This is a genomic window from Paractinoplanes ferrugineus (genome assembly GCF_016862195.1).
Lineage (GTDB): Bacteria > Actinomycetota > Actinomycetes > Mycobacteriales > Micromonosporaceae > Actinoplanes > Actinoplanes ferrugineus.
Map to the genome: position 1 here is coordinate 358,893 of NZ_BOMM01000016.1, position 21,697 is coordinate 380,589.

Below are 21,697 nucleotides of genomic sequence, written 5' to 3' on the forward strand. Positions count from 1 at the left end.
ACCATCATGTTTCGTGTTTGATTTTGTTGACCAGGTCAACCAGGAGCAGGTCTCTGATGTCTCGCAAAACCCCTCGCGCGCTGCTGGCCGTGGCCCTCGTGGCCGGCTCGGCGTTCGCCGTCACCGCCGGCCGCCCCGCGTTCGCCGCCGGCGGCGGCGACACCTCGTGCGCCACCACCGGTTCCGTCGACTACGGATTCGACCTGGCCGGCAGCGGCTGGAAATTCGCCACCGGCGACGACCTCGCCCGGTCCGCCTCCACGTTCGACGACTCCTCGTGGAAGTCGTGGACGGTGCCGGACAACTGGAACAACGAGGCGGACCTGTCGAAATACGACGGTTATGCCTGGTACCGCAAGACCTTCACGCTGCCCGCCCGGCCGGCCGGTGTCACCGACTCGTCGGTCGTGGCGGCGCTGGGCCAGATCGACGACGCCGACCAGACGTTCCTCAACGGCACCGAGATCGGCCGGACCGGCGGCTTCCCGCCCACCTTCGACTCGACGTGGGAGGTTCCGCGGGAGTATTACCCGGCCGACGGCCTGCTGAAGTGGGGCGGCGCCAACACGATCGCGGTCCGGATGTACGACGGCACCGGTGGTGGCGGCTTCTACGCCGGACCGGTCGGCCTCTACACCAAGGCCCACCTGCGCGCGCTCGGCGGCCTCACCGGCAAGGCGGCCACCCGGAGCCAGCTGGCCTACGCGTGCGCGGTCCTGGGCAAGCAGCACCGGGCGATCGCGGCCGGTGACCTCCGGGCCTACACCTCGACGCTGGCCGCCGGCTTCTTCCACCAGGGCGACACGGCCGGCCGCCGGCTCGCCGAGGTCAAGGACTGGCTCACGGCGAAGAAGAAGATCACCCTCACCGACACGCAGGCCGACGTCTTCGTCGACGGCCAGGGCCGGATCGTGGTCGACACGATCCGCGGCTGGAGAGCCGCCGACGGCACCGAGCTGCTGCCGGCCACCCGCGAGATGCTCTACCTCGACCCGCGCAAGGGCGTCGAGCTGGGCGACCACTCCCGGTTCTTCCGGGACAGCTACCTGTCGGCGGCGATGAACCGGCGGGTGCAGTTCGATGTGTACCTGCCGAAGGGCTACACCCGCACCACGGCGAAGCGCTTCCCGGTCGTCTACATGCTCAACGGCTTCAACGGCTCGAACATCGAGTGGGAGGCCCGCCACCTGGACACCGTCCTCGACAAGCTGGTCAGGGACAACGGCCTCGAGGAGAGCGTCGTGGTGTTCCCGGACGGCGGCAGCGGGTGGTACGTCGACACCAGTGCCGGCAACTACCGGTCGATGATCCTCAAGGAGGTGCTGCCGATGGTCGACCGGAACTACCGGACGATCGCCGACCGGGACCACCGCGGCATCTCCGGGGTCTCGATGGGCGGCCAGGGCGCGTTCACCATCGGCCTGACCAACCCGGATCTGTTCAGTTCGATCGCCAGTCACATCGGCGCGCTGAGCCTGTCGCCGCTCGTCGGCACGCCCGCCGAGCAGGCCGCGAACGCCTCCCTGCAGCCGATCAAGCTGGTGCAGTCGATGACGGCGGCCGAGCTCGGCCGGCACACGTACTACTTCGACGGGGGTGACTCCGACGAATACGGGTTCGGGACGGCGGCCAAGAACATGAGCGTGGCGCTGGCGTCGAAGGGCGTGCGGCACGACTACCAGCTCGGCGCGGGCAACCACGCCGACTCGTACTGGATGCCGAAGCTGGACCGGTCGTTCGGGCTGCACAGCGACCAGTTCCGGGCCCACCCGGTGCGGCAGCCGAAGGAGCCGCGCCGGCCGGCCGCCTCCGCCTATTCCTGGCCCTGATCCTCGGAGCTGAACAGCACGGCACAGTCGACGGCGCGCTGCCACTTGCGGTATTCGGCAGCGCGCCGGGCGGCGTCCGCCCCCGGGAGCCAGCGGCCGGCCCGGTGCCGGTTGTTGCGCAGGTCCTGCTGGTCCGACCAGTAACCGACGGCCAGCCCGGCGGCGTAGGCCGCGCCCAGCGACACCGTCTCGGCGACCATCGGGCGCACGACCGGCACCTCGAGCACGTCGGCGACGATCTGCATGAGCAGGTTGTCGGCGGTCATCCCGCCGTCCACGTCGAGTCCGGTGAGGGCCAGCCCGGAGTCGGCGTTCATGGCGTCGACCACCTCGCGGGTCTGCCAGGCGGTCGCCTCCAGCACCGCGCGGGCCAGGTGACCCTTGGTGATGTAGGAGGTCAGGCCGACGATCACGCCGCGGGCCTCGCTGCGCCAGTGCGGGGCGAACAGCCCGGAGAACGCCGGCACGATGTAGCAGCCGCCGTTGTCGGTGACGGTCGCGGCCAGCGTCTCGATCTCCGACGCGGTGCCGATCAGGCCGAGGCCGTCACGCACCCACTGCACCAGCGAGCCGGCGATCGCGATGGAACCTTCCAGGGCGTACGCGACCGGTTCGGCGCCGATCCGGTAACCGACGGTGGTCAGCAGTCCGTGGGCCGACCGGACCGGCGTGGAGCCGGTGTTCATGAGCAGGAAGCCGCCCGTGCCGTAGGTGCATTTCGCGTCGCCGGGCGCGAAGCACGTCTGCCCGAACAGGGCCGCCTGCTGGTCGCCGATGGCGGCGGCGATCGGCACGCCGGGCAGCACCTCGACGGCCGTCCCGAAGACCTCCGACGACGAGCGGATCGCCGGCAGCATCGCGGGTGGGATCGTGCACACCTCGAGCAGCTCGGCGTCCCACCGCAACGTGGCGAGATCCATCAGCATCGTCCGGCTGGCGTTCGTCACGTCGGTCAGGTGCTCTTTCCCGCCGGTCAGGTTCCAGATCAGCCAGCTGTCCATGGTCCCGAAGAGCACCTCGCCCCGCTCGGCCCGCGCCCGCAGCCCGGGGACGTCGTCGAGCAGCCACTTGACCTTGAGCGCGGAGAAGTAGGTCGCCGGCGGCAGGCCCGTACGGTCCCGGAACAGGGTGGCGTCCAGGTCGGCGACCTGCGCCGAGGTCCGGGTGTCCTGCCAGACGATCGCCGGCGCCACCGGCACCCCGGTGGCCCGGTCCCAGACCACCGCCGTCTCCCGCTGGTTCGCGATCCCGATCGCGGCGACCTGGTCGTCCCCGATCCCGGCCGACTGCAGCGCCCGCCGGATCAGCTTGCGGGTGTCCCGCCAGATCCGGGCGGCGTCGTGCTCCACCCACCCCGGCCGCGGATAGCTCTGCGGATGCTCGGCCCGCGCCACCGCCACGACGGTCGCCCGCCGGTCGAACAGGATGCACCGCGTCGACGTCGTCCCCTGGTCGATGGCGAGCACGTAGCGCTCGGCGCCGCGCCGCGCGGTCACGAGCGCGGCCCGGTCAGGTCGCGGGAGATCGACTGCGCCGTCGCGCACACCAGCTCGACGAGCGCCGGCCGGGGCCGCTGCCGGCTGTCGCAGATCCGCTCGACCGGCCCGTAGATCCCGATCGCGCCGACCACCAGGCCGCCGAAGGTCCGCAGCGGGGCGGCGATGCCGGCGCGGCCCATCTCCCATTCCTCGACGGCACCACCCCAGCCCTGGGCGCGGATCTCGCCGAGCGAGCCGGCGAGCGCCCGGCGGTTCGTCACGGTCCGGCGGGTGTACGCGTCGAGCCCGGCCCGAGCCACCGCGTCGGCGGCCGGCGCGTCGTACGCCAGGAGGACCTTGCCCAGCGAGGTCGCGTGGGCCGGGATGATCAGGCCGTTGTCCATGGACTGGGTGGTGTCGTCGGGCCGGAAGACGTGGTGGACGACCCGGGCCGACCCGCTCTGGAGGGCGCCGATGCGCACCGACTCGACGCTGCGGGCGGCCAGGGTGTCGGCCCAGTCGAGGGCCCGGGAGCGCAGCTCGTTGACGTCGAGGCCGGCCTTGCCCAGTTCGGTCAGGCCCCGGCCGAGGCGGTAGCGGGCGGTCCGCGGGTCCTGCTCGGCGAAGCCGACGTGCTCGAGGGTGCGCAGGATGCTGTGCGCGGTCGACTTGGGCAGCCCGAGCGCGTCGGCGATCTCCTTGACGCGCAGCCTGTCGGGACCGGCCGCGAGCAGCCGTAACACCGCCGACGAACGCTCGATGGACTGGATCATGCCGGGCACGCCGCGAGACTACCGCCCGGCCGGGCGCCCGACAACGTGCGACATTGTCGCACGCTCGGCGTTGACCCCCGGCACACCGCTCCCTAGCGTCGCCACCGCACCCGGAAGGAGGCGTCGTGGCGGACTTCGTCGGCGCGATCGATCAGGGCACCACCAGCACCCGCTTCATGATCTTCGATCGGGCCGGTCACGAGATCGGCCGGCACCAGCTCGAGCACCGGCAGATCCTGCCCGGCGCCGGGCTGGTCGAGCACGACGCGGACGAGATCTGGGAGAACACCCTCAAGACGATCGGGGTGGCCCTCGCCGACACCGGGCTCGGCCCCGCCGACCTGGCCGCGATCGGCATCACCAACCAGCGGGAGAGCGCGCTGATCTGGGACCGCCGCACCGGCCGGCCGTGCCATCACGTGATCGTCTGGCAGGACACCCGCACCGCCGCCGCGATCCCGGCGCTGGACGCGGAGCTGCTGCGGGACCGGACCGGCCTCCCGCCGGCCACCTACTTCTCCGCCACCAAGATCCGGTGGATGCTCGACAACGTCCCCGGCCTGCGCGACCGGGCGGAACGCGGGGAGGTGCTGTTCGGCACCCTGGACAGCTGGCTGATCTGGAACCTGACCGGTGGCCGGCACCTCACCGACGTCACCAACGCCAGCCGCACCCAGTTGATGAACCTGCACACCCTCGACTGGGACGACGAGCTGCTGGAAGTGTTCGGCATCCCGCGGGCGATGCTGCCCGCGATCCGTCCGTCGGCCGAGATCTACGGCACGGCCGAGGCGGTCCTGCCCGGCGTGCCGATCGCCGCCGCCATCGGCGACCAGCAGGCGGCCCTGTTCGGGCAGACCTGCTTCGCCCCCGGCGAGGCCAAGTGCACCTACGGCACCGGCAACTTCGTCCTGCTGAACACCGGCACGGCCCCGGTCCGCTCGACGCATGGCCTGCTCACCACGGTGGCCTACCAGTTCGGCGACGGCGCACCGGTCTACGCCCTCGAGGGCTCGGTCGCGGCCACCGGCTCGGCCGTGCAGTGGCTGCGCGACCAGCTCGGGGTGATCGAGTCGGCCGGGGCGAGCGAGGACCTGGCCCGTACGGTCGACGACAGCGAGGGCGTCTGCTTCGTGCCGGCGTTCTCCGGACTGTTCGCGCCGTACTGGCGGCCGGACGCGCGGGCGGCCATCGTCGGCCTGGCCCGCTACCACACCGCCGCCCACATCACCCGGGCCGCGCTGGAGGCGATCTGCTACCAGACCCGCGACGTCATGGCGGCGATGGCCCGCGACTCCGGCAGTTCCCTCGACTGCCTCAAGGTGGACGGCGGGGTCACCGCGAACGCGCTCTGCATGCAACTGCAGGCCGACATCCTCGGCGTCCCGGTCAGTCGGCCGGCGGTCGCCGAGACCACCGCGCTCGGTGCCGCCTACGCGGCCGGGCTCGCCGTCGGCTTCTGGCGGTCGCCGGACGAACTGCGGGCCAACTGGCGGGAGGACCGGCGCTGGGAGCCGTCCTGGGACCAGGCCCGACGCGACGACGGCACCGCCCGCTGGCGAGCGGCGATCGACCGCACCCTCGACTGGGTCAGCGTCGGCTGACGGAAGGACTTCTGATGAACACCGCAGCTCTCTCCCCGCTCTCCCGGTCCGCGGCACTGGCCTCGATGACCGCCGACGAACTCGACGTGCTCGTGATCGGCGGCGGCGTGGTCGGCGCGGGCGCGGCGCTCGACGCGGCGACCCGCGGCCTGTCCGTCGGCCTGCTGGAGGCCCGCGACTTCGCGAGCGGCACCTCGAGCCGGTCCAGCAAGCTGATCCACGGCGGCCTGCGCTACCTGGAGATGCTCGACTTCGGACTGGTCCGGGAGGCGTTGCGGGAACGGGGCCTGCTGATCCAGCGGCTCGCTCCGCACCTCGTCCGCCCGGTCCCGTTCCTCTATCCCCTGCGGCACCGCGCCTGGGAACGTCTCTACGCCGGGGCCGGCGTCGCCCTCTACGACACGCTCGCGTTCTCCGGCCGGGGGGCGGGACTCCCCCGGCACCGCCATCTGAGCCGCACCGAGGCGCTGCGGGCGTTCCCGGCGCTGCGGCCCGACTCGCTGGTCGGCGCGATCCGCTACTACGACGCCCAGGTCGACGACGCCCGGCACACCATGTTCCTGGTGCGCACCGCCGCGGCGTACGGCGCTCAGGTCGCCGCCCGCACCGAGGTCACCGGTTTCCGGCGGGACGGCCGCCGGGTCGTCGGGGTCCGCGCCCGCGACCTGGAGACCGGCGCCGAGCTGGAGATCCGCGCCCGTACCGTGATCAACGCGACGGGCGTGTGGACCAGCGACATCCAGTCGCTGATGAAGGGCGAGCGGGGCCAGTTCAAGATCACCGCGTCCAAGGGCATCCACCTGGTGGTGCCGCGGGACCGGATCGCCGGCCACACCGGCATGATCTTGCGGACGGCCACCAGCGTGCTGTTCGTCATCCCCTGGGACCGGCACTGGATCGTCGGCACCACCGACACGCCGTGGAGCCTCGACAAGGCCCACCCGGCGGCCTCCGCGCCGGACGTCGACTACCTGCTCGACGAGGTCAACAAGGCCATCCGAGTGCCGTTGACCCGCGCCGACGTGCAGGGCGTCTACGCCGGGCTGCGGCCGCTGCTGTCGGCCTCCGCCGAGATCACCGCGAAGCTGTCCCGCGAGCACGCCGTCGACCGGCTCGCTCCCGGCCTGGTCCTGGTGGCCGGGGGCAAGTACACGACGTACCGCGTGATGGCCAAGGACGCGGTCGACGCCGCCGTCGCCGACCTCGGCACCCGGGTGCCGGCGTCCTGCACCGACCAGGTGCCGCTGCTCGGCGCGGCCGGCTACCGGGCCGCCTGGAACCGCCGCGCGCAGCTGGGCCGCCGGGCCGGCCTGCCGGTCGGCCGCATCGAGCACCTGCTCCAGCGGTACGGCACGCTGATCGACGAGGTGCTGGCCCTGATCGACGCCGAGCCGTCCCTCGCCGAGCCGCTCGACGGCGCCCCCGGCCACCTGCGCGCCGAAATCGTCTACGCGGTCACCGCCGAGGGCGCCCGGCACCTGGACGACGTGCTCACCCGCCGCACCCGGATCTCCATCGAGACCCCGGACCGCGGGGTGACCGCCGCCGGCGCCGCCGCCGACCTGATCGCCGGCCCGCTCGGCTGGACGGCGGCCGACGTCGCCCGGGAGGTCGCCGCCTACCGGTCCCGGGTCGCCGCCGAACGGGCCGCCCAGGAACAGCCCGACGACCTGAGCGCCGACGCGACCCGGCTCGCCGCGGTGTGACGGCGTGCACGCCGAGCAGCGGCGGGCCCGGATCCTCGCGGAGATCAACCGCACCGGCGGGGCCCGGATCACCGAGCTGGGCACCCGCCTCGGGGTCTCCGGGGTGACCGCGCGGCGCGACGTCGAGGCGCTGGCCGGCCGGGGCCTGATCGCCCGGGTGCGCGGCGGGGCGATGGCACTGACCCCCGGTCCGGCCCTCGCCGCCGGGCCGGGCCCGGCCGGGGATCGCGCCCCGGACGCGTCCGCCGCCGGCCGGTCCGCCGCCGGCGGCCACCGGGCCAAGGCGGCGATCGCCCGCACCGCCGCCCGGCTGACGCGCCCGGCCGAGGCGATCGGCATCCTCGCCGGCAGCACCACCACGCTGCTGGCCCGTGAACTGCTCGAGGTGCCCGGCCTGACCGTGGTCACCAACTCGCTCCCGGTGGCCGACGCCTTTCACCACGAGGGCCTGCCCGGCCAGACGGTGGTGCTGCTCGGCGGCCGGCGCACCCGCTCCGGCGCGCTGGCCGGCCCGATCGCCGAACGGACCGCCGCCGGCCTGAACCTCGACGTCGTCTTCCTCGGCGTGTACGGCATGGCGGTGTGCGCCGGCTTCACCACTCCCGACCTCGCCGAGGCCCGCACCGCTACCGCCCTGCTCGCCGCCGCCCGCCGGGTCGTGGTGTTGGCCGACCACCGCAAGTGGGGGGTCACCAGCGCCGCCGTGATCGCCCCGCTGGAGCGCGCCGACGTCCTCGTCACCGACACCGGCCTGACCCAGTCCGGCCGTTCCGCGCTGCGGCACCGGGTGGGCGAGCTGATCGTCGCCGACGTCGCGTGACCGGCCCCGGCCGGCTCAGGACAGCACGGGGAACAGGTCCGCCGAGGCCCGGCCGGTGGCCGCCTCGATGAAGTCGACGGGCGGCGCGATCTGCGCGAGGACCTCGGCGGTGTGCGCGAGGCCGGCTTCCGGCACCGCGGGGGTACGGCCCAGCGCACGCTGCACGTCGAGCAGGTGGACGGTCGCCTCCAGCACCCCGATGCTGACCGCCTCGGCGAGCGGGAGCACCGCCCGCCCGAAGTAGTCGACGGTGACCGGACCCAGGCCGCGGGCGACCGCGACCGCTTCCGGGCCGGTCACCGCGAACTGCCCGACCAGCTGCTCGGTGGTGTACCTGGCGGCGTCGTCGCGGGCCGCGCCGGCGACCTGGTCACGCCCGGTGTTCGCGATGCCGCCCGGCTCGTTGAACTCACGCAGCAGCTCGGCGGCGCGGCGATGGGTCGGCTCGGCGTCGGTGACCCGGCCGACCAGCATCGAGAAGCCGAACGGCCAGCCCGCCGCGTGGGCCCACAGCGCGCGCAGGTCCCAGCCGTCCAGCCGGGTCGGTCTCGGCCAGTCCGCGCCGGTCAGCCCCGCTCCCACGGCGGCCCAGGCCGACCAGAGCTCGTCCAGCGTGGTGAGGCGGTCCTCGAGCGTCATCGGGCGACCCTATCGATGTCGCGGCCGATTCTCAGCCCTTGCCGCGGGCGTGTTCACCCCGGCGTCGACCGGTCATCGGCGGAACCGCGGCCACCAGCGGCGCCGGGCCGGTCCCCGCTCCGGGGCCGGGGCCGGCGGGCCGGCGCCGTCGTCGGGGCGGGCCAGGACCGCGGTGGCCAGGGCGCGGTCGGCGGTCGTGCAGCCGGGGGTGATCAGCATCAGCTGGGCCAGCGACTCCTCGATGGTCACCAGGCGCGGGGCGGCCAGCGCGGCGTCCAGCCGGGCGCGCACCACCTCGTGCACGAAGGCCCGCCGGGCCGGTTCCCGGTAGGCGGTCGTGACCAGGGCGAACAGCGCCGCGTCGGACACCCAGTCCTCGGGGCCGAACGTCAGGTCGGTGAGCGCCTCGCGGCCCTCGGCACCGTGCCGCAGCAGGGCCAGGCACACCCACGGCTGATAGAGGCGGTACCAGTAGGTGGGGGTCGACCGGGCCAGATGCGCCCAGCGCGGGGTCTCCGGCGGCGCGGGCAGGTGGGCGAGCAGGCCCAGCAGGTCGTCGAGGGGCAGTTTGCCGAGCGGCTCGGCCTGCAGGTAACCGGACAGCGGCGACCCCCACGGCTCGCCGCCCACCTCCCGCAGCACGCGGACGGCCTCGGCCGACGGCGCCGGCACCGCCGGGACCGGGCGGACGCCGTCGTAGCGCCACACCCGGTAGCTGCCGGACCGGACCGGGATGCGGATGTCGGGCGACGGGAAGTCGGAGACGGTGATCTCGACCGGCCCGGCCACCCGGCGGCAGGCGACGGTCGCGCTGGGCGGCTCGGCGGCGGTCACGGCCAGCCCGGTCAGCGTCATCTCCTCGCCCTCGGCGCGGCGCCGGCCCACCTCGTTCGCGACGTTGCACAGCGCCTCGGTGGGCATCGGGACCCAGTTGAGCCACGGCCGCTGGGCGCAGGCCAGCGCGAACAGCATCTCGGTCACGGCGCACGGGTGCGGATCGTCCAGGACGGCCAGCAGCGCGGCGACGTCGCCGGTCCCGCGGAACCGGACCGCGTGCCGGGCGGCGTCGCGGTGCGGGAAGCTCGCGTCGTCGGCCAGGCCCCGCAGGTCGGCATCCGCATCTTGCGAAAACATGGCGCGGAGCCTACAACGGGACCGGCTCGGCGCGGGGCCGCCACTGGACGGGCGGGCCGATCACCCGGGAGGCTGGTCCCGCGCCCGCCGCGGGCCCGGGAAGAGGAATCGATGCGCGCCGTTCTCGCCGATCTGTCCGTTCCGCGTTACCTGCTCAGCGCCGTGCCGGCGACCCGGCGCCTGGGCGGGATGCTGTCGCTGCGGGACGACCTGGCCGTGCCCGAGCTGCCCGACGCGCCGGGCTGGATGCTGCTGCGGCCGGAGCTCGCCGGCATCTGCGGCAGCGACGTGGCGGTGGCGCGGGCGAAGTCGTCCACGGTGCTCAGCGCGTTCTACTCGGCCCGCCGGCAGATCCTCGGGCACGAGATCGTCGTGGTCGACGACCACGGCGGGGACCGGTTCGCGCTCGATCCGGTCCTCTCCTGCGTGCACCGGGGGTTCGAGCCGTGCCGCTCCTGCCGGGAGGGCCACCCGTACGTCTGCGAACGCTTCGACCAGCCGGGCGTGACCGGATGCCGGTCGCCGACGCAGGGTTTCGACGCCGCCCTGGGCGGTGGCTGGGGTGAGTTCGTCGTCGCCCACCGCTCGCAGCTGCACCCGGTCGGCTCGACGCCGTCGCGGCGGGCCGTGCTCGCCGAGCCGGCCTCGATCGCGTTGCACGCGGCCCTGCGCTGGCGCCGCACCGGCGACCGGGCGGTCGTGATCGGGCCGGGCACCATCGGGTTGCTGACCGTGGCCGCGCTGCGCCGGCTGCACCCCGACCTCGACATCACGGTGGTGGGGCCGGGCGCGCTGCGCGGGAGCACCGGCGCGGACCGGGCCCTCGACTCCGGCCCGCACGTGGTGCAGGCGCTGGCCGAGGTGCACGGCGGCCGGGTGGTCCGGCCCCGGTTGACCCGGACCCCGATCCTCGAGCGGGGCGTGGACCTGGTCGTCGACTGCGTCGGCCGGCCCGGCACCATCGACCTCGGCCTGCACCTGCTGCGCCCGAACGGCATGCTCGTGCTGGTCGGCGGCGCCGGCCGGCAGAAGGTCGACTGGTCGCTGGTGTGGAACCGCCAACTGACCGTGCAGGGCACCGTGAACTCCGGCCCGGAACCGGCCCTGGGCGGGCGCACCACCATGGCCGAGGCGGTGCAGTGGCTGGCCGACCCGGCCTACCCGGTCGACGGCCTCGTCACCCACACCTTCGTGCTGCCGGAGTGGCGCGAGGCGCTCGACACCGCGGCGGCCGGTCCCCGGGCGGGCGCGGTGAAGGTGACGCTGCGGCCGAACGCCGACCTTCCGCTGGTGGCGGGCTTCACTGCCGGCGGCGGGCGGGCCGGGTTAGCCTGACGGTCACCGTTCAGTAATCGGGGGGCGCGGATGATCACCGGCACCGCTCAGGCCGACGCCTGGAAACGGCGGGTCCTGCCGCCGGTCGAGCAGCCCCGCCCCGGCCTCTGGTCGATCCCGGTGCCCATCGTGGACAACCCGATGCGGTACACCCTCTGCTACGTCTTCCCGGACGACTCCGGGCTCGTCGTCGTCGACCCGGGGTGGGACAGCGACGAGGCGCGGGCCGCCCTCACCGCCGGGCTCGCCTCGGCCGGTGCCGCTCCGGCCGACGTCCGGGGCATCGTGCTCACCCACGCGCACCCCGACCACCACGGGCTGAGCGGATGGCTCCGGGAGGCGTCCGGCGCGTGGATCGGGATGCACCCGGCCGAGGCCGAGACCCTCCCGGCGCGCGCGTGGAAGGGACGTCATCCCGGTGTCGACCCCGATTGGCTGGGGCTGCACGGCGTACCGGAGAAGGAGGTCGGATCGTTGGGGGTGGACCCCGACCGGATGGCCGCCCTGCTGGCGATGCCGGCGCCGGACCGGGAGATCAACGACGGCGACCGGCTGCCGCTGGCGGGACGATCGGTGCGGGCCGTGTGGACACCGGGGCACACCCCGGGGCACCTCTGCCTGCACGACGCCACCGCCGGGGTGCTGCTGACCGGCGACCATCTGCTGCCCCGGATCAGCCCGAACGTCGCCGTGCTGCCGACCTCGGTGGGCGACCCGCTCGGTGACTACCTCGCGTCCCTGGCGCGGACCGCCGGTTTCGGCGGTGACGAGGCGTTGCCGGCCCACGAGTACCGGTTCAGCGGCATCGACGCCCGGGCGGCCGAACTGATCGAGCACCATGGGGCGCGGGAGGCCGAGATCCTGCGGGCGGTCGAGGCGCTCGACGAGCCGACCGGGTGGGCGGTGGCGGCCCGGCTGACCTGGTCCCGGGGGTGGGACTCGCTGCACGGCATGCTGCAGCGGATGGCCCTGGCGGAGACCCTCGCGCATCTGGAGCACCTCGCGGCCCGCGGCGTGCTCCAGCGCCTGCCCGGCACCCCCGCGGTGTGGCAGAAGGCCTGACCCGCGGCCCCGGACCCCAGGCCATCGCCAGCAGGGACAGGCCCAGGTCGGTCCGCCGACCCTGGGCGAGCGGCGATCAGGCGGTCACTCCCGAGTTCGGGTGACCACCGCCCCGGGCGGTGACGCCGGCACCCGAACCCGGCGCGCCCCGGGCGGGCGAGGCAGGATCGGGCGAGCCACCGAACTGCTGCCCGATGTGGACATCCTCGTCAACAACCTGGGCATCTTCGGGGCGCAGCCGGTCTCCCGCGGCTTCGCCGAGGAGGCGGCCGGGTCGGGGGTCACCGTCAACAGCGTCATCGCCGGGCCGACGCACACCGGCGGGGTGGAGGATTTCGTACGCTCGCTGGTCGGCAACGACAGCAGCTGGGACGACGCCCAGCGCGAGTTCATGCGCGAGCACCGCCCGCAGTCGCTGCTGCAGCGCCTGATCGAACCGGAGGAGATCGCCAACATGGTGGTCTATCTGGCCTCCCCGCAGGCGTCCGCGACCACCGGCGGCGCGGTGCGGGTCGACGGCGGTTACGTGGACGCGATCCTGCCCTGACGCGGCTCAGGGCAGCAGGTCGTCGAGCGGCGGGGTGTTCTGGAAGATGCCGTCGTGGCGGCCCAGCTCGGCGACCCTGGCCAGGGACGGCCGGTTGATGTCCTCCGGCCAGCTGGGCAGGATCATGCTGATCCGCACGGTGTCGTTGATCGGGGTGTACGTGCCGACGATGTCGCGCACCTCGTCGGGGTGACCGGCCGCGTAGTCGAGGGACTCCCGGATCGCCGCGGTGAAGTTCGCGACCAGTTCCGGGTCCTTGTCGAGCACGGCCTGGCCGGTGAAGTAGAGGGCGACGGTCAGGTCGGGCGCGGTGTCGACGAAGTTGGACGCCACCACGTTGCCGCCGGCGGTGAGGATCTCGGACAGCTGCGGCTCGACCACCCAGGCCGCGTCCACCCTGCCGGCCCGCAGCGCGCCGGCCATCTGCGGGAACGGGATCGCCTCGAACACCAGGCCGCTCGCGTCGCCGCCGGCCCTGCGCACCGACTGCCGCACCGTGGTGTCGCCGATGTTCTTCAGGATGTTCACGCCGATCCGCTTGCCCACCAGGTCCTTGGCGGTGCGGATGGGGCTGCCGTCGGGCACCACGACGGCGGAGAAGTCGCGTCCGGACCGGCCGGTGGAGGCGACCCCGCTGGCCACCGCCTTGAGCGGGGCGCCGTCGGCCCGCGCCGCCATCAGCGACGTCACGTTGCTGAAGCCGAACTGGTATTTCCCGGCCAGCACGCCCTGCACGATCGGGCCACCGCCCTGCTCGGCGGTGAGCCGGAGGTCGATGCCGCGCTCGCGGAAGAAGCCCCTGGCCTTCCCCAGGTAGATCGGGGCCACGTCGAGGATCGCGATGACCCCGACGTCGACCTTGGTGCCGGCCGGCTCGGCGCCGCCGGATCCGGCGTCCGATGTGCACGCCGACGCCGCGAGCAGCGTCCCGGCCAGGGCAACGGCGGCAAGGGTACGACGCATGTCCACTCCACGTGATCGGCGGCGCACGATACGCGCCCGGCGAACCTTATAGCCGATCTTCCCGCCCGCGCGACCGGCGGAACGTCCAGAAGTGATGGCGGGATCACGCCGCGTACGGTCCGGTCAGAAGGCGATCCGGGCGACGACGCCCTCGCCGCGCAGGCTGTGCACGGTCAGCCGGCCACCCTGGGCCTCGACGATCCGGCGGCTGATGCTGATGCCGAGGCCGAGGCCGGCCTTCTCGTCGCGGCGGGCGTCGCAGCCGCGGAAGAAGGCGGTGCCGAGCCGGCTCAGGTCGGTCTCGTCGAGGCCGGGGCCGGAGTCGCGGACCTCGATGGTCGGCTGCGGGCAGCGGGCCAGCGAGATGGTCACGGGGGCGCCCGGCCCGCCGTGGTGCAGCGCGTTGTTCACCAGCTGGGACACCGCGATCTCGACGAGCCGCTGGTCGGCGGTCACCCACACCGGGTGGGCGGGCAGGTCGAGCAGCACCCGCTCGGCGGCCGGCCCCATCCCGGCGGCGACAACCTGCATGGCGGTGCGCAGGTCGATCACGTCCCGGGCGCCGACCGGGGTGTGCCGGTGCTGGCTGGCGGCGCGCAGCAGGTTGTCGACGGTGCGGCAGAGGCGGTCGGCGTTGCGGCGGATCGCCTCGGCGTGCTTGAGGTATTCCGGGGCGATCGCGCCCGGGGTGCCGGTCAGCATCTCGAGGCGGCCCTGGATCACCGCCAGCGGGGTGCGCACCTCGTGCGAGATGGCGGTGACGACCTCGTCCTGGTCGATCGCCAGCGGCAGCGGCTGCTGCTGGGTGAGCAGGTGCCGCAGCGAGGTCTCGGAGTCGATCCGCCGGGCGATGCGCTCGAGGAACCGCGTGGTGGTGGCGGCGTCGATCTGCCGGGGGCCCGGGTCGAAGACGCACAGCGCGCCGACGATGTGGCCGTCGTAGTGCAGCGGGGCGGCGGCGAGGAAGCGGACGTGCGCGGACCCGGTGACGAGTGGGTGGCCGGCCATCCGCGGGTCGTGCGCCGCGTCGTCGACGGCGACCGCCGAGTCGGCCTCGGAGACCATGTCGCACAGCGACGCCGACTTCGGCACGTCGCCGACGGACGGCATGCCCACGGCCGCGGCCACGTGCGCCTGGGTGTCGCCGACGACCTTGAGCGCCGCCATCGGGGCCCGGCAGACGTCCGACACCATCTCGAGAACCTCGGGAATGTCGGCCACGGCCGCCCGGTAGCGGGCGGCTGCGGCGTTCTGCGATTGCGCCTTGCTGATAACCGACGTGCTCATGTCGTATCCTCCCCCGGCCTTCTTGTGCTGCCAGCGAGAATCGGCACGGCCCCGGCAACCTCCTGGGTTCCCGGGGAGCAAGAAGGGAGCCGACCGCTCGGTAGGTGTTACCAGTCGTGCATGCTCCCGTCGGTCAGGCGGTTCACCGGCAGCGCGGCCGGCCGGTAGGGGTAGCGGGCGGCCAGTTCCTCGTCGATGTCGACGCCCAGGCCGGGTTCCTCGGCCGGATGCAGGAAGCCGTCGGCGTAGCGGTATCCGTGCGGGAACACCGCGTCGGTCTCCGCGGTGTGCGGCATGTACTCCTGCAGCCCGAAGTTGGGGATCGCCACGTCGAGGTGCAGGGCGGCGGACATGCAGATCGGCGACAGGTCGGTGGCCCCGTGCGAGCCGGACCGCACCTGGTAGAGCGCGGCCAGGTCGAAGACGCGCCGCAGGTGGGTGATGCCGCCGGCGTGCACGACCGTGGCGCGGACGTAGTCGATCAACCGCTCGGTGATCAGCTGGGCGCAGTCGAAGATCGTGTTGAAGACCTCCCCCACCGCGACGGGGGTGGTGGTGTGCTGCCGGATCACCCGGAAGCCGTCCGGCATCTCGGCCGGGGTGGGGTCCTCCATCCAGGTGAGCGCGTAGGGCTCCAGCGACCGGCCCAGCCGGGCCGCCTCGATCGGCGTCAACCGGTGGTGGACGTCGTGCAGCAGCCCCAGCTCCGGGCCGAACTCCGCCCGCACGGCGGCGAAGACCGCCGGGACGTGGGCGAGGTAGTGCGGTGTCGACCAGGTCGCCTCGTCGGCGATCCCGGCGGTCGCGGGCTCGTAGACGGGCTGGGTGGAGATGCCGTAGGTGCCGGGCATCCCGGGGACCGCGACCTGCACGCGGACGGCCTGGTAGCCCCGGGAGACGAACTCGGCCACCGATTCCAGGGCATCCGGGATGGTTTCGCCACTGGCATGGCCGTACACCCGGACGCCGGCGCGCGACCGGCCGCCGAGCAGTTGATAGACGGGGAGCCCGGCCACCTTGCCCTTGATGTCCCACAGGGCGGTGTCGACCGCCGCGACGGCGGTCATCGTGACCGGCCCCCGGCGCCAGTAGGCGCCGCGGTAGAGGTATTGCCAGGTGTCCTCGATGCGTGCCGGGTCCCGGCCGATCAGCGCCGGGATCACGTGCTCGCTCAGGTAGGCGGCGACCGCGAGCTCGCGGCCGTTGAGCGTGGCGTCCCCGACGCCGGTCACCCCGGAGTCACAGACGATCTTGAGGGTGACGAAGTTGCGGCCGGGACAGGTGACGATGACCCTGGCGTCGACGATCCGCACTCCACGTCCTCCTTCACCCGGCCGGCCAACCGCCAGTCTGAGATCCCCTTCAGATAGATGTCAATAAATCGGTTCGGACAGCACAACGGCCATGCCCCGGTCCCGCACCGGGGGCATGGCCGGAAAATCCTCGCGGATCAGGCGGCGTACTTCTCCACCAGCGCACCGAGCGACGGGAGCGACGCCTCCATGTGCTTCTGGGCGCTGCCGCGGACCGTGTTGTAGGCCTTGACCACGACCGGCTTCTCGGACGAGGACGCCATGCTGTCGGTGACCTTGAGCAGCGCCGGGCCGACCTCGTCGCTGCGCTTGGCCAGGTAATCGCCGAAGCTGCCGCCACCGGCCGCCTGGAAGTCCTGCCAGAACGGCGTGAGCTGGTAGAGCATGTCCGGAATCATCAGACCGACGGTCTTCTCGTAGTAGCCCGGCGCGAAGGAGGTGATCGCCTTGTAGGCGAGCTTCACGGCGGCCGCGGAGACACCGGACTTCTTGGCCAGCTCCTGCTCGACCAGGGACTGGGCGTCGGCCACGATGGCCGCCAGCGCGCCGTCCTGGTCGAGGATGTCGGTGAGGTTGGAATACATAGGGGTGAGAGCTCCTTCAAGTGCCGATTCGAGCATCGCCGGGTTTTCGCTCGAGTGGGGAGAGTAGTCCGTTTTCCCCAGGTGATCTTCAGCTGGGGTGCCGGTCATCCCTGGCCGTCCGTCCGGTTCTCGCCGCCCGTGTCGGCGGCCGGGGACGACCGGACATCCGTTCCCGGGGCACGCCCGCGGAGCACTTCCAGCGGAACGGCCGAGCTCAGCAGAACTACCGGGAGTAATGGCGCCAGCCGGCGCACGGTGGCGAGCAGCACCGCGCGGACGGCCGCCGGCACCGGCGTCGGGTCCGGCGTACCCGCCGAGGGTGCGGTCATCGGAAGCGCGCCACCGACAACGCCGCCGGCACCGCGGCGCCGGTGACGGCGGCCGCGGCCAGGCGGCCCAGGGCCGGGGCGATCTGGATGCCGTAACCACCCTGGCCGGCCAGCCAGAACAGGCCGGGCGCGGCGGGGTCGGGGCCGGCCACCGGATTGCGGTCGGGGGCGAACGTGCGCAACCCCGCCCACGCCGTGCTCACCGAGCGCAGGCCGAGCGTGGTGGCCTCGTTGACGCGGTCGAGGGCGAGGGCCACGTCCACGTCGTCGGGACGGGCGTCGCACGGCTCGCTCGGCGTCTCGTCGGCCGGGGAGACCAGCACGCCGGCGCCCTCGGGGCGGAAGTAGAACGTCTCCCCCACGTCCGCGATCAACGGCCAGCCGCGATCGACGGCGGTGGCCCGGGCCACCGCGGCGGTGCGGCGCATCGGTCGCAGGCCGATGGACGGTACGCCGAGGGCCGCCGCGACCACGTCACCCCAGGCGCCCGCCGCGTTGACCACGGCCGCCGCCCGGACCGGACCGGCCGCCGTGTCGAGGTGCCAGTGGCCGCCGGTGTGCCGGCCGGTCCGCACCGCCGCGCCGACCAGCACGGACGCCCCGCGCCGGCGGGCGCCACCGAGGTAGTGCTGGTGCAGGCCGAGCACGTCGATCTCGGACGCGTCGCCCTCCAGGAGGGCGCCGGCCACCCAGGCGGGGCGCAGCGCGGGACAGTGCGCGACCGCCGCCGACGGATCGAGCCGCACCAGGGCCGGCTGCGCGGTGGCCAGCGCGTCCAGCCGGCCAAGCTGGGCGGCGGAGGCGACCCAGAGCAGCGGGCGGGGGGTCAGCAGGTCGCCGGCCTCGGCGTAGAGCGGGCGGCTGGCCGCGGTCAGCGCGCGGATCTCGGGGCCGCCGTAACTCTGCAGGAACATCGCGGCCGACCGGCCGGTGGTGTGGTAGGCGGGCCGGCTCTCCTGCTCGAGGAGCACCACCTCGTGGTCGGCGGCCAGCTCGTGGGCGACCGACACGCCGGCCATGCCCGCGCCGATCACCGCTACGTCCGCTTCGATCGTCATGGTCACATTCTGCTGTCAGACGAAGGCTCGACCGGCCGCCGTGCCCATCCGGTCCAATCCTGGTCAGAGCTTTCAACCGCGTTCGGGGACGGCGGCGTCATGTCTGGGTGGTTCACCAACCTGCGGGTCCGCAGCAAGATCCTGACGGCGGTGCTGCTCGCCTCGGTCGTGGTCGCGATCGCCACCGTGCTCGCCGTGCAGCGGATGGGTGAGATGGACGAGCGGCTCGTCGAGATCCGCGAGACCAACGTCACCAACCTCAACCTGCTCGGCGACATGCGCGGCGCCCAGGCGCGGATGAGCCGGTGGGCGGCCACCGCCCGGCGGGACGCGGCGAGTGCCCCCGCCCGGGCCGCCGCCGGCGAGCTGGCCTCGGTCGCGGTGGCCGAGCTCGGCGACGCCCTGGTGCTCTACCGCACGCAGCCCAAGAGCGCGGCCGCCGAGCGCAAGTTCACCGAGTTCACCGGGGACTGGGAGCGGTTCATCGCGGCCGTGGAGGACGCCCGGGCCGGCCGCACCCCGGCCGCCGGCCTCGACGACGTGCTCGCCGGCATGGAGTCGGCCGTCGGCCTGCTCGCCGACGAGGAGGAGAGCAGCGCCGACCTGGCCGTCCGGCAGGCCCGTACCCGGTTCGACGAGGCGCGGCTCGAGGTGCTGGTGACCCTGGTCGTCGCGCTCGGGATCGGCGTCGCCCTGGCCCTGGCCGTGGCCCGCACGATCACCCGGCGGCTGCGCACCGTGGCCGAGGCGATGGAGGCGGTCGCGACCGGCGACCTGACCGGCCGGATCGAGGTGGGCGGCACCGACGAGATCGGGGCGATGGCACGGTCGGTCGGCCGGGCCACCACCTCGGTCCGCCCGACCGTCACCGCGCTGGCCGACGGTGCGACCACGCTCGCCCGCAGCTCGGCCGACCTGTCCCGGGTGACCGACGGGGTGGCGGCGAGCGCGGCCGCGGTGGCGGGCGACGCCCAGTCGGCGAACACGTCGGCCGACGAGGTGTCCCGCAGCCTCCGGACGATCACGCTGGGCGCCGACGAGATGGCCCTGTCGATCCAGGAGATCTCCCGCAGCACCAGCGCGGGCGCGCAGGTCACCGCGCAGGCGGTGGCCGTGGTCGCGGAGACCGCCGGCACGGTCGGCAAGCTCGGTGCCAGTTCGCAGGAGATCGGCGAGGTGGTCAAGGTGATCACCGCGATCGCCGAGCAGACGAACCTGCTGGCCCTGAACGCCACGATCGAGGCGGCCCGGGCGGGCGAGACCGGCAAGGGCTTCGCCGTGGTGGCGAGCGAGGTCAAGGACCTGGCCCAGGAGACGGCCAAGGCGACCGGCGACATCGCCGCGCGGGTGGCCGCCATCCAGGCCGACACGACGAGCGCGGTCGACGCGATCACCCGGATCAGCGACGTGATCGAGCAGATCGACCAGCTGCAGACCACCGTCGCCTCGGCGGTCGAGGAGCAGACCGCGACGACCGCGGAGATGAACCGGAACGTGGCCACGGCCGCGTCCGGGGCGGCCCGGATCGCGGGGGACGTGGCGCACGTGTCCGGCGCCGCCGAGGACAGCAACCGCAGCGTGCTCGCCGGCCAGCAGGCCGCGGCGGACCTGGCGGACCTGGCCGGCGAGCTGCAGCGGCTGGTCGGCCGGTTCAGCTATCGCTGAGCGGGGCGGCCGGTCGCTTGATCCGCCGGGAACCGTCCGGGAACAGGCCTGAGCGGGTCATCGCCAGCGTGTAGATGCCGTGCGCGGCCCCGTCGCCCAGCTCGGCCAGGGCCTTGGTGCTCACGTTGCCGATGGTGTCGCAGGCCTTGTGGTAGCAGGGGTCGTAGATGACCCCGGCGGTGCCGCCGTAGACCGCCGCCTCGGCCGCCGTCTTGACCCCGTCGGAGCCGCTGGACAGCCCGCCGGCCGGGATGCCGACCGCGATGAACGGGCCGTAGTCGGAGCGCCCGTTGAACTCCTTCTCCCCGCTGGCCAGCCCCTGGGCGGTGAAGTAGTCGTGGAACAGGGCCTCGATCTCGCCGGAGCCGGGCGGGCCGGCCGTCGGGAACGCGGAGCCGTCACCGTCGTACGCGAACCGGACGTAGTTGGGTGAGCCGACCATGTCGAAGTTGAGGTTCGCGAAGATCTTGGCCAGCTCGGCGTCGGGCAGCGTGTCCACGTAGTGCTCGGAGCCGAGCAGGCCGCCCTCCTCGGCGCCCCAGAAGGCGAAGCGGACCTTCTGCCGCGGCTTGACCTTGAGCGCCGACATCTGCCGGGCCACCTCGAGGACGGTGGCGAGGCCGCTGCCGTTGTCGTTGATGCCGGGACCGTCGACGACCGAGTCGAGGTGGGCGCCGACCACCAGCACCTTGTCCGGGTCGCCACCGGGGGTCTCGGCGAGCACGTTGCCGGTCCTCGCGTCGAGGTCGGTCTCGGTCGAGGTGCTGACCTTCACCGTCACCGGGCCGGCCGTGGTCGCGGCGACCAGGGCGGCGCCGTCGTCGTAGCTGAGCCCGACGACCGGGACCGCGAAGACCTCCCCGAGGTCGCCGGTGACCAGCGCGGTCCGCCCGGTCTGCCCCTCGTTGAAGATGATCACGGCGTCGTAGCCGGCCGCGATCGCGTTGTTGGCCTTGACCGCGAACGTGCAGGTGCCGCGCTGGACGAGGGCGACCGCGGGGGCGTCACCGGCGGGCGGGAAGTCGGTCGCCTCGCAGCCGGAGGTGACTCCGGGGGTGGCCGGCGGCGGCACCTGGACGTCGGTGGTGGGCACGAGGGTGCCGGTCACGGTGCCGCTGCCGGAGTAGGTGAACGTGTCGGTGGGGTAGCTCCTGGACCCCGCGGTGAGGGTCGCCGGGGCCCGGTCGCGGAAGAACGGGAAGGTGAACTCCTGCTCGCTGACCTGGTAGCCGGCCGCGCGCAGGGTGTCCTTCAGGTAGGTGGCGGTGGCGGTGAAGCCGGTCGTCCCGGAGGCGCGGGTGCCGCCGTTCTGGTTGGCGATGCGCTGGAGCACGCGCTCGTGGCCGAGGATGCCGTCGACGGTCACGGCGTCCCGGAGCTTCTTGCTGTTGACCTGGTCGATGGCCTCGGCGGGGGTGCCCGCCAGGCCGATGAGCAACAGCGCCGCCGCGGGTATCGCGGCCTTGCGAACGAAACGCACGAGTCCTCCTGGTATCGACGACTGATCGGCGAGGCAACGGCCCACCGCTGTGGCGGCGGGCCGTCCCGGCAGCCTATCGACACCTATCGAA

Annotated in this window: 19 protein-coding genes; 8 read left to right on the top strand and 11 right to left on the bottom strand. The window is 73.5% G+C overall.

Annotated elements, in window-relative coordinates; all coding sequences use genetic code 11:
* Positions 1-56: 56 nt before the first annotated feature.
* On the top strand, positions 57-1,829 hold the full coding sequence (locus Afe05nite_RS12455) for an alpha/beta hydrolase (RefSeq protein WP_203817174.1): 1,773 nt from the start codon (positions 57-59) through the stop codon (positions 1,827-1,829).
* Here Afe05nite_RS12455 and glpK (Afe05nite_RS12460) read toward each other — a convergent pair.
* Both glpK (Afe05nite_RS12460) and Afe05nite_RS12465 read right to left on the bottom strand, forming a co-directional pair.
* The gene (gene glpK / locus Afe05nite_RS12460) at positions 1,814-3,325 is read right to left on the bottom strand and encodes a glycerol kinase GlpK (RefSeq protein WP_203817249.1); all 1,512 of its coding nucleotides are present in this window, start codon (positions 3,323-3,325) and stop codon (positions 1,814-1,816) included. The genes Afe05nite_RS12455 and glpK (Afe05nite_RS12460) overlap by 16 nt on opposite strands.
* Positions 3,322-4,089, bottom strand: coding sequence for an IclR family transcriptional regulator (locus Afe05nite_RS12465; protein WP_203817175.1), 768 nt, complete (start codon positions 4,087-4,089; stop codon positions 3,322-3,324). The genes glpK (Afe05nite_RS12460) and Afe05nite_RS12465 overlap by 4 nt, the downstream gene beginning before the upstream one ends.
* Before the next feature lie 116 nt (positions 4,090-4,205).
* Between Afe05nite_RS12465 and glpK (Afe05nite_RS12470) the strand changes: the two genes are divergently transcribed.
* Genes glpK (Afe05nite_RS12470) through Afe05nite_RS12480 form a run of 3 tightly spaced genes read left to right on the top strand, consistent with a single transcriptional unit; the run spans position 4,206 to position 8,210 of the window.
* Positions 4,206-5,684 carry a glycerol kinase GlpK gene (gene glpK / locus Afe05nite_RS12470; RefSeq protein WP_203817176.1) on the top strand — a complete coding sequence of 493 codons (1,479 nt, stop codon included), beginning with the start codon at positions 4,206-4,208 and terminating at the stop codon, positions 5,682-5,684.
* A 14-nt stretch (positions 5,685-5,698) separates the two neighbouring features.
* A complete protein-coding gene (locus Afe05nite_RS12475; RefSeq protein ID WP_203817177.1) occupies positions 5,699-7,390 on the top strand; it encodes a glycerol-3-phosphate dehydrogenase/oxidase in 1,692 nt (563 codons plus the stop codon).
* Between the two features lie 4 nt (positions 7,391-7,394).
* A complete protein-coding gene (locus Afe05nite_RS12480; protein ID WP_203817178.1) occupies positions 7,395-8,210 on the top strand; it encodes a DeoR/GlpR family DNA-binding transcription regulator in 816 nt (271 codons plus the stop codon).
* 15 nt (positions 8,211-8,225) lie between these two features.
* Here the strand turns inward: Afe05nite_RS12480 and Afe05nite_RS12485 are convergent, their stop codons facing one another.
* Both Afe05nite_RS12485 and Afe05nite_RS12490 read right to left on the bottom strand, forming a co-directional pair.
* Positions 8,226-8,849 carry a maleylpyruvate isomerase N-terminal domain-containing protein gene (locus Afe05nite_RS12485; protein WP_203817179.1) on the bottom strand — a complete coding sequence of 208 codons (624 nt, stop codon included), beginning with the start codon at positions 8,847-8,849 and terminating at the stop codon, positions 8,226-8,228.
* A 72-nt stretch (positions 8,850-8,921) separates the two neighbouring features.
* Positions 8,922-9,983 carry a hypothetical protein gene (locus tag Afe05nite_RS12490; protein ID WP_203817180.1) on the bottom strand — a complete coding sequence of 354 codons (1,062 nt, stop codon included), beginning with the start codon at positions 9,981-9,983 and terminating at the stop codon, positions 8,922-8,924.
* Positions 9,984-10,094: 111 nt separating this feature from the next.
* On the opposite strand from Afe05nite_RS12490, the gene Afe05nite_RS12495 reads away from it, so the two are divergent.
* The 3 genes from Afe05nite_RS12495 (at position 10,095) to Afe05nite_RS12505 (ending at position 12,927) form a co-directional block, all read left to right on the top strand.
* Positions 10,095-11,318: a zinc-dependent alcohol dehydrogenase gene (locus tag Afe05nite_RS12495; RefSeq protein WP_203817181.1), complete on the top strand. Its 1,224-nt coding sequence runs from the start codon at positions 10,095-10,097 to the stop codon at positions 11,316-11,318.
* A gap of 30 nt (positions 11,319-11,348) precedes the next feature.
* On the top strand, positions 11,349-12,380 hold the full coding sequence (locus Afe05nite_RS12500) for an MBL fold metallo-hydrolase (RefSeq protein ID WP_203817182.1): 1,032 nt from the start codon (positions 11,349-11,351) through the stop codon (positions 12,378-12,380).
* A gap of 100 nt (positions 12,381-12,480) precedes the next feature.
* Positions 12,481-12,927 carry an SDR family oxidoreductase gene (locus Afe05nite_RS12505; protein ID WP_239117763.1) on the top strand — a complete coding sequence of 149 codons (447 nt, stop codon included), beginning with the start codon at positions 12,481-12,483 and terminating at the stop codon, positions 12,925-12,927.
* 6 nt (positions 12,928-12,933) lie between these two features.
* Here Afe05nite_RS12505 and Afe05nite_RS12510 read toward each other — a convergent pair whose 3' ends face one another.
* The 6 genes from Afe05nite_RS12510 to Afe05nite_RS12535 form a co-directional block, all read right to left on the bottom strand.
* On the bottom strand, positions 12,934-13,890 hold the full coding sequence (locus Afe05nite_RS12510; RefSeq protein ID WP_203817183.1) for an ABC transporter substrate-binding protein: 957 nt from the start codon (positions 13,888-13,890) through the stop codon (positions 12,934-12,936).
* Positions 13,891-14,013: 123 nt separating this feature from the next.
* The gene (locus Afe05nite_RS12515) at positions 14,014-15,177 is read right to left on the bottom strand and encodes a GAF domain-containing sensor histidine kinase (protein WP_203817184.1); all 1,164 of its coding nucleotides are present in this window, start codon (positions 15,175-15,177) and stop codon (positions 14,014-14,016) included.
* A 107-nt stretch (positions 15,178-15,284) separates the two neighbouring features.
* Positions 15,285-16,490 carry a D-mannonate dehydratase ManD gene (gene manD / locus Afe05nite_RS12520; RefSeq protein ID WP_203817185.1) on the bottom strand — a complete coding sequence of 402 codons (1,206 nt, stop codon included), beginning with the start codon at positions 16,488-16,490 and terminating at the stop codon, positions 15,285-15,287.
* A 137-nt stretch (positions 16,491-16,627) separates the two neighbouring features.
* On the bottom strand, positions 16,628-17,074 hold the full coding sequence (locus Afe05nite_RS12525; protein WP_203817186.1) for a DUF6918 family protein: 447 nt from the start codon (positions 17,072-17,074) through the stop codon (positions 16,628-16,630).
* Positions 17,075-17,178: 104 nt separating this feature from the next.
* Complete coding sequence (locus Afe05nite_RS12530; protein ID WP_203817187.1) at positions 17,179-17,403, bottom strand: hypothetical protein; 225 nt, start codon at positions 17,401-17,403, stop codon at positions 17,179-17,181.
* Positions 17,400-18,461, bottom strand: a complete 1,062-nt coding sequence (locus Afe05nite_RS12535; protein WP_203817188.1) for an NAD(P)/FAD-dependent oxidoreductase — start codon at positions 18,459-18,461, stop codon at positions 17,400-17,402. Before Afe05nite_RS12535 ends, Afe05nite_RS12530 begins: the two co-directional genes overlap by 4 nt.
* A 99-nt stretch (positions 18,462-18,560) precedes the next feature.
* Here Afe05nite_RS12535 and Afe05nite_RS12540 point away from each other — a divergent pair, with 99 nt between their 5' ends.
* Positions 18,561-20,126, top strand: a complete 1,566-nt coding sequence (locus tag Afe05nite_RS12540; protein WP_203817189.1) for a methyl-accepting chemotaxis protein — start codon at positions 18,561-18,563, stop codon at positions 20,124-20,126.
* On the opposite strand, the gene Afe05nite_RS12545 is transcribed toward Afe05nite_RS12540, so the two are convergent.
* Complete coding sequence (locus Afe05nite_RS12545; RefSeq protein WP_239117764.1) at positions 20,113-21,606, bottom strand: M20/M25/M40 family metallo-hydrolase; 1,494 nt, start codon at positions 21,604-21,606, stop codon at positions 20,113-20,115. The genes Afe05nite_RS12540 and Afe05nite_RS12545 overlap by 14 nt on opposite strands.
* Positions 21,607-21,697 lie beyond the last annotated feature (91 nt).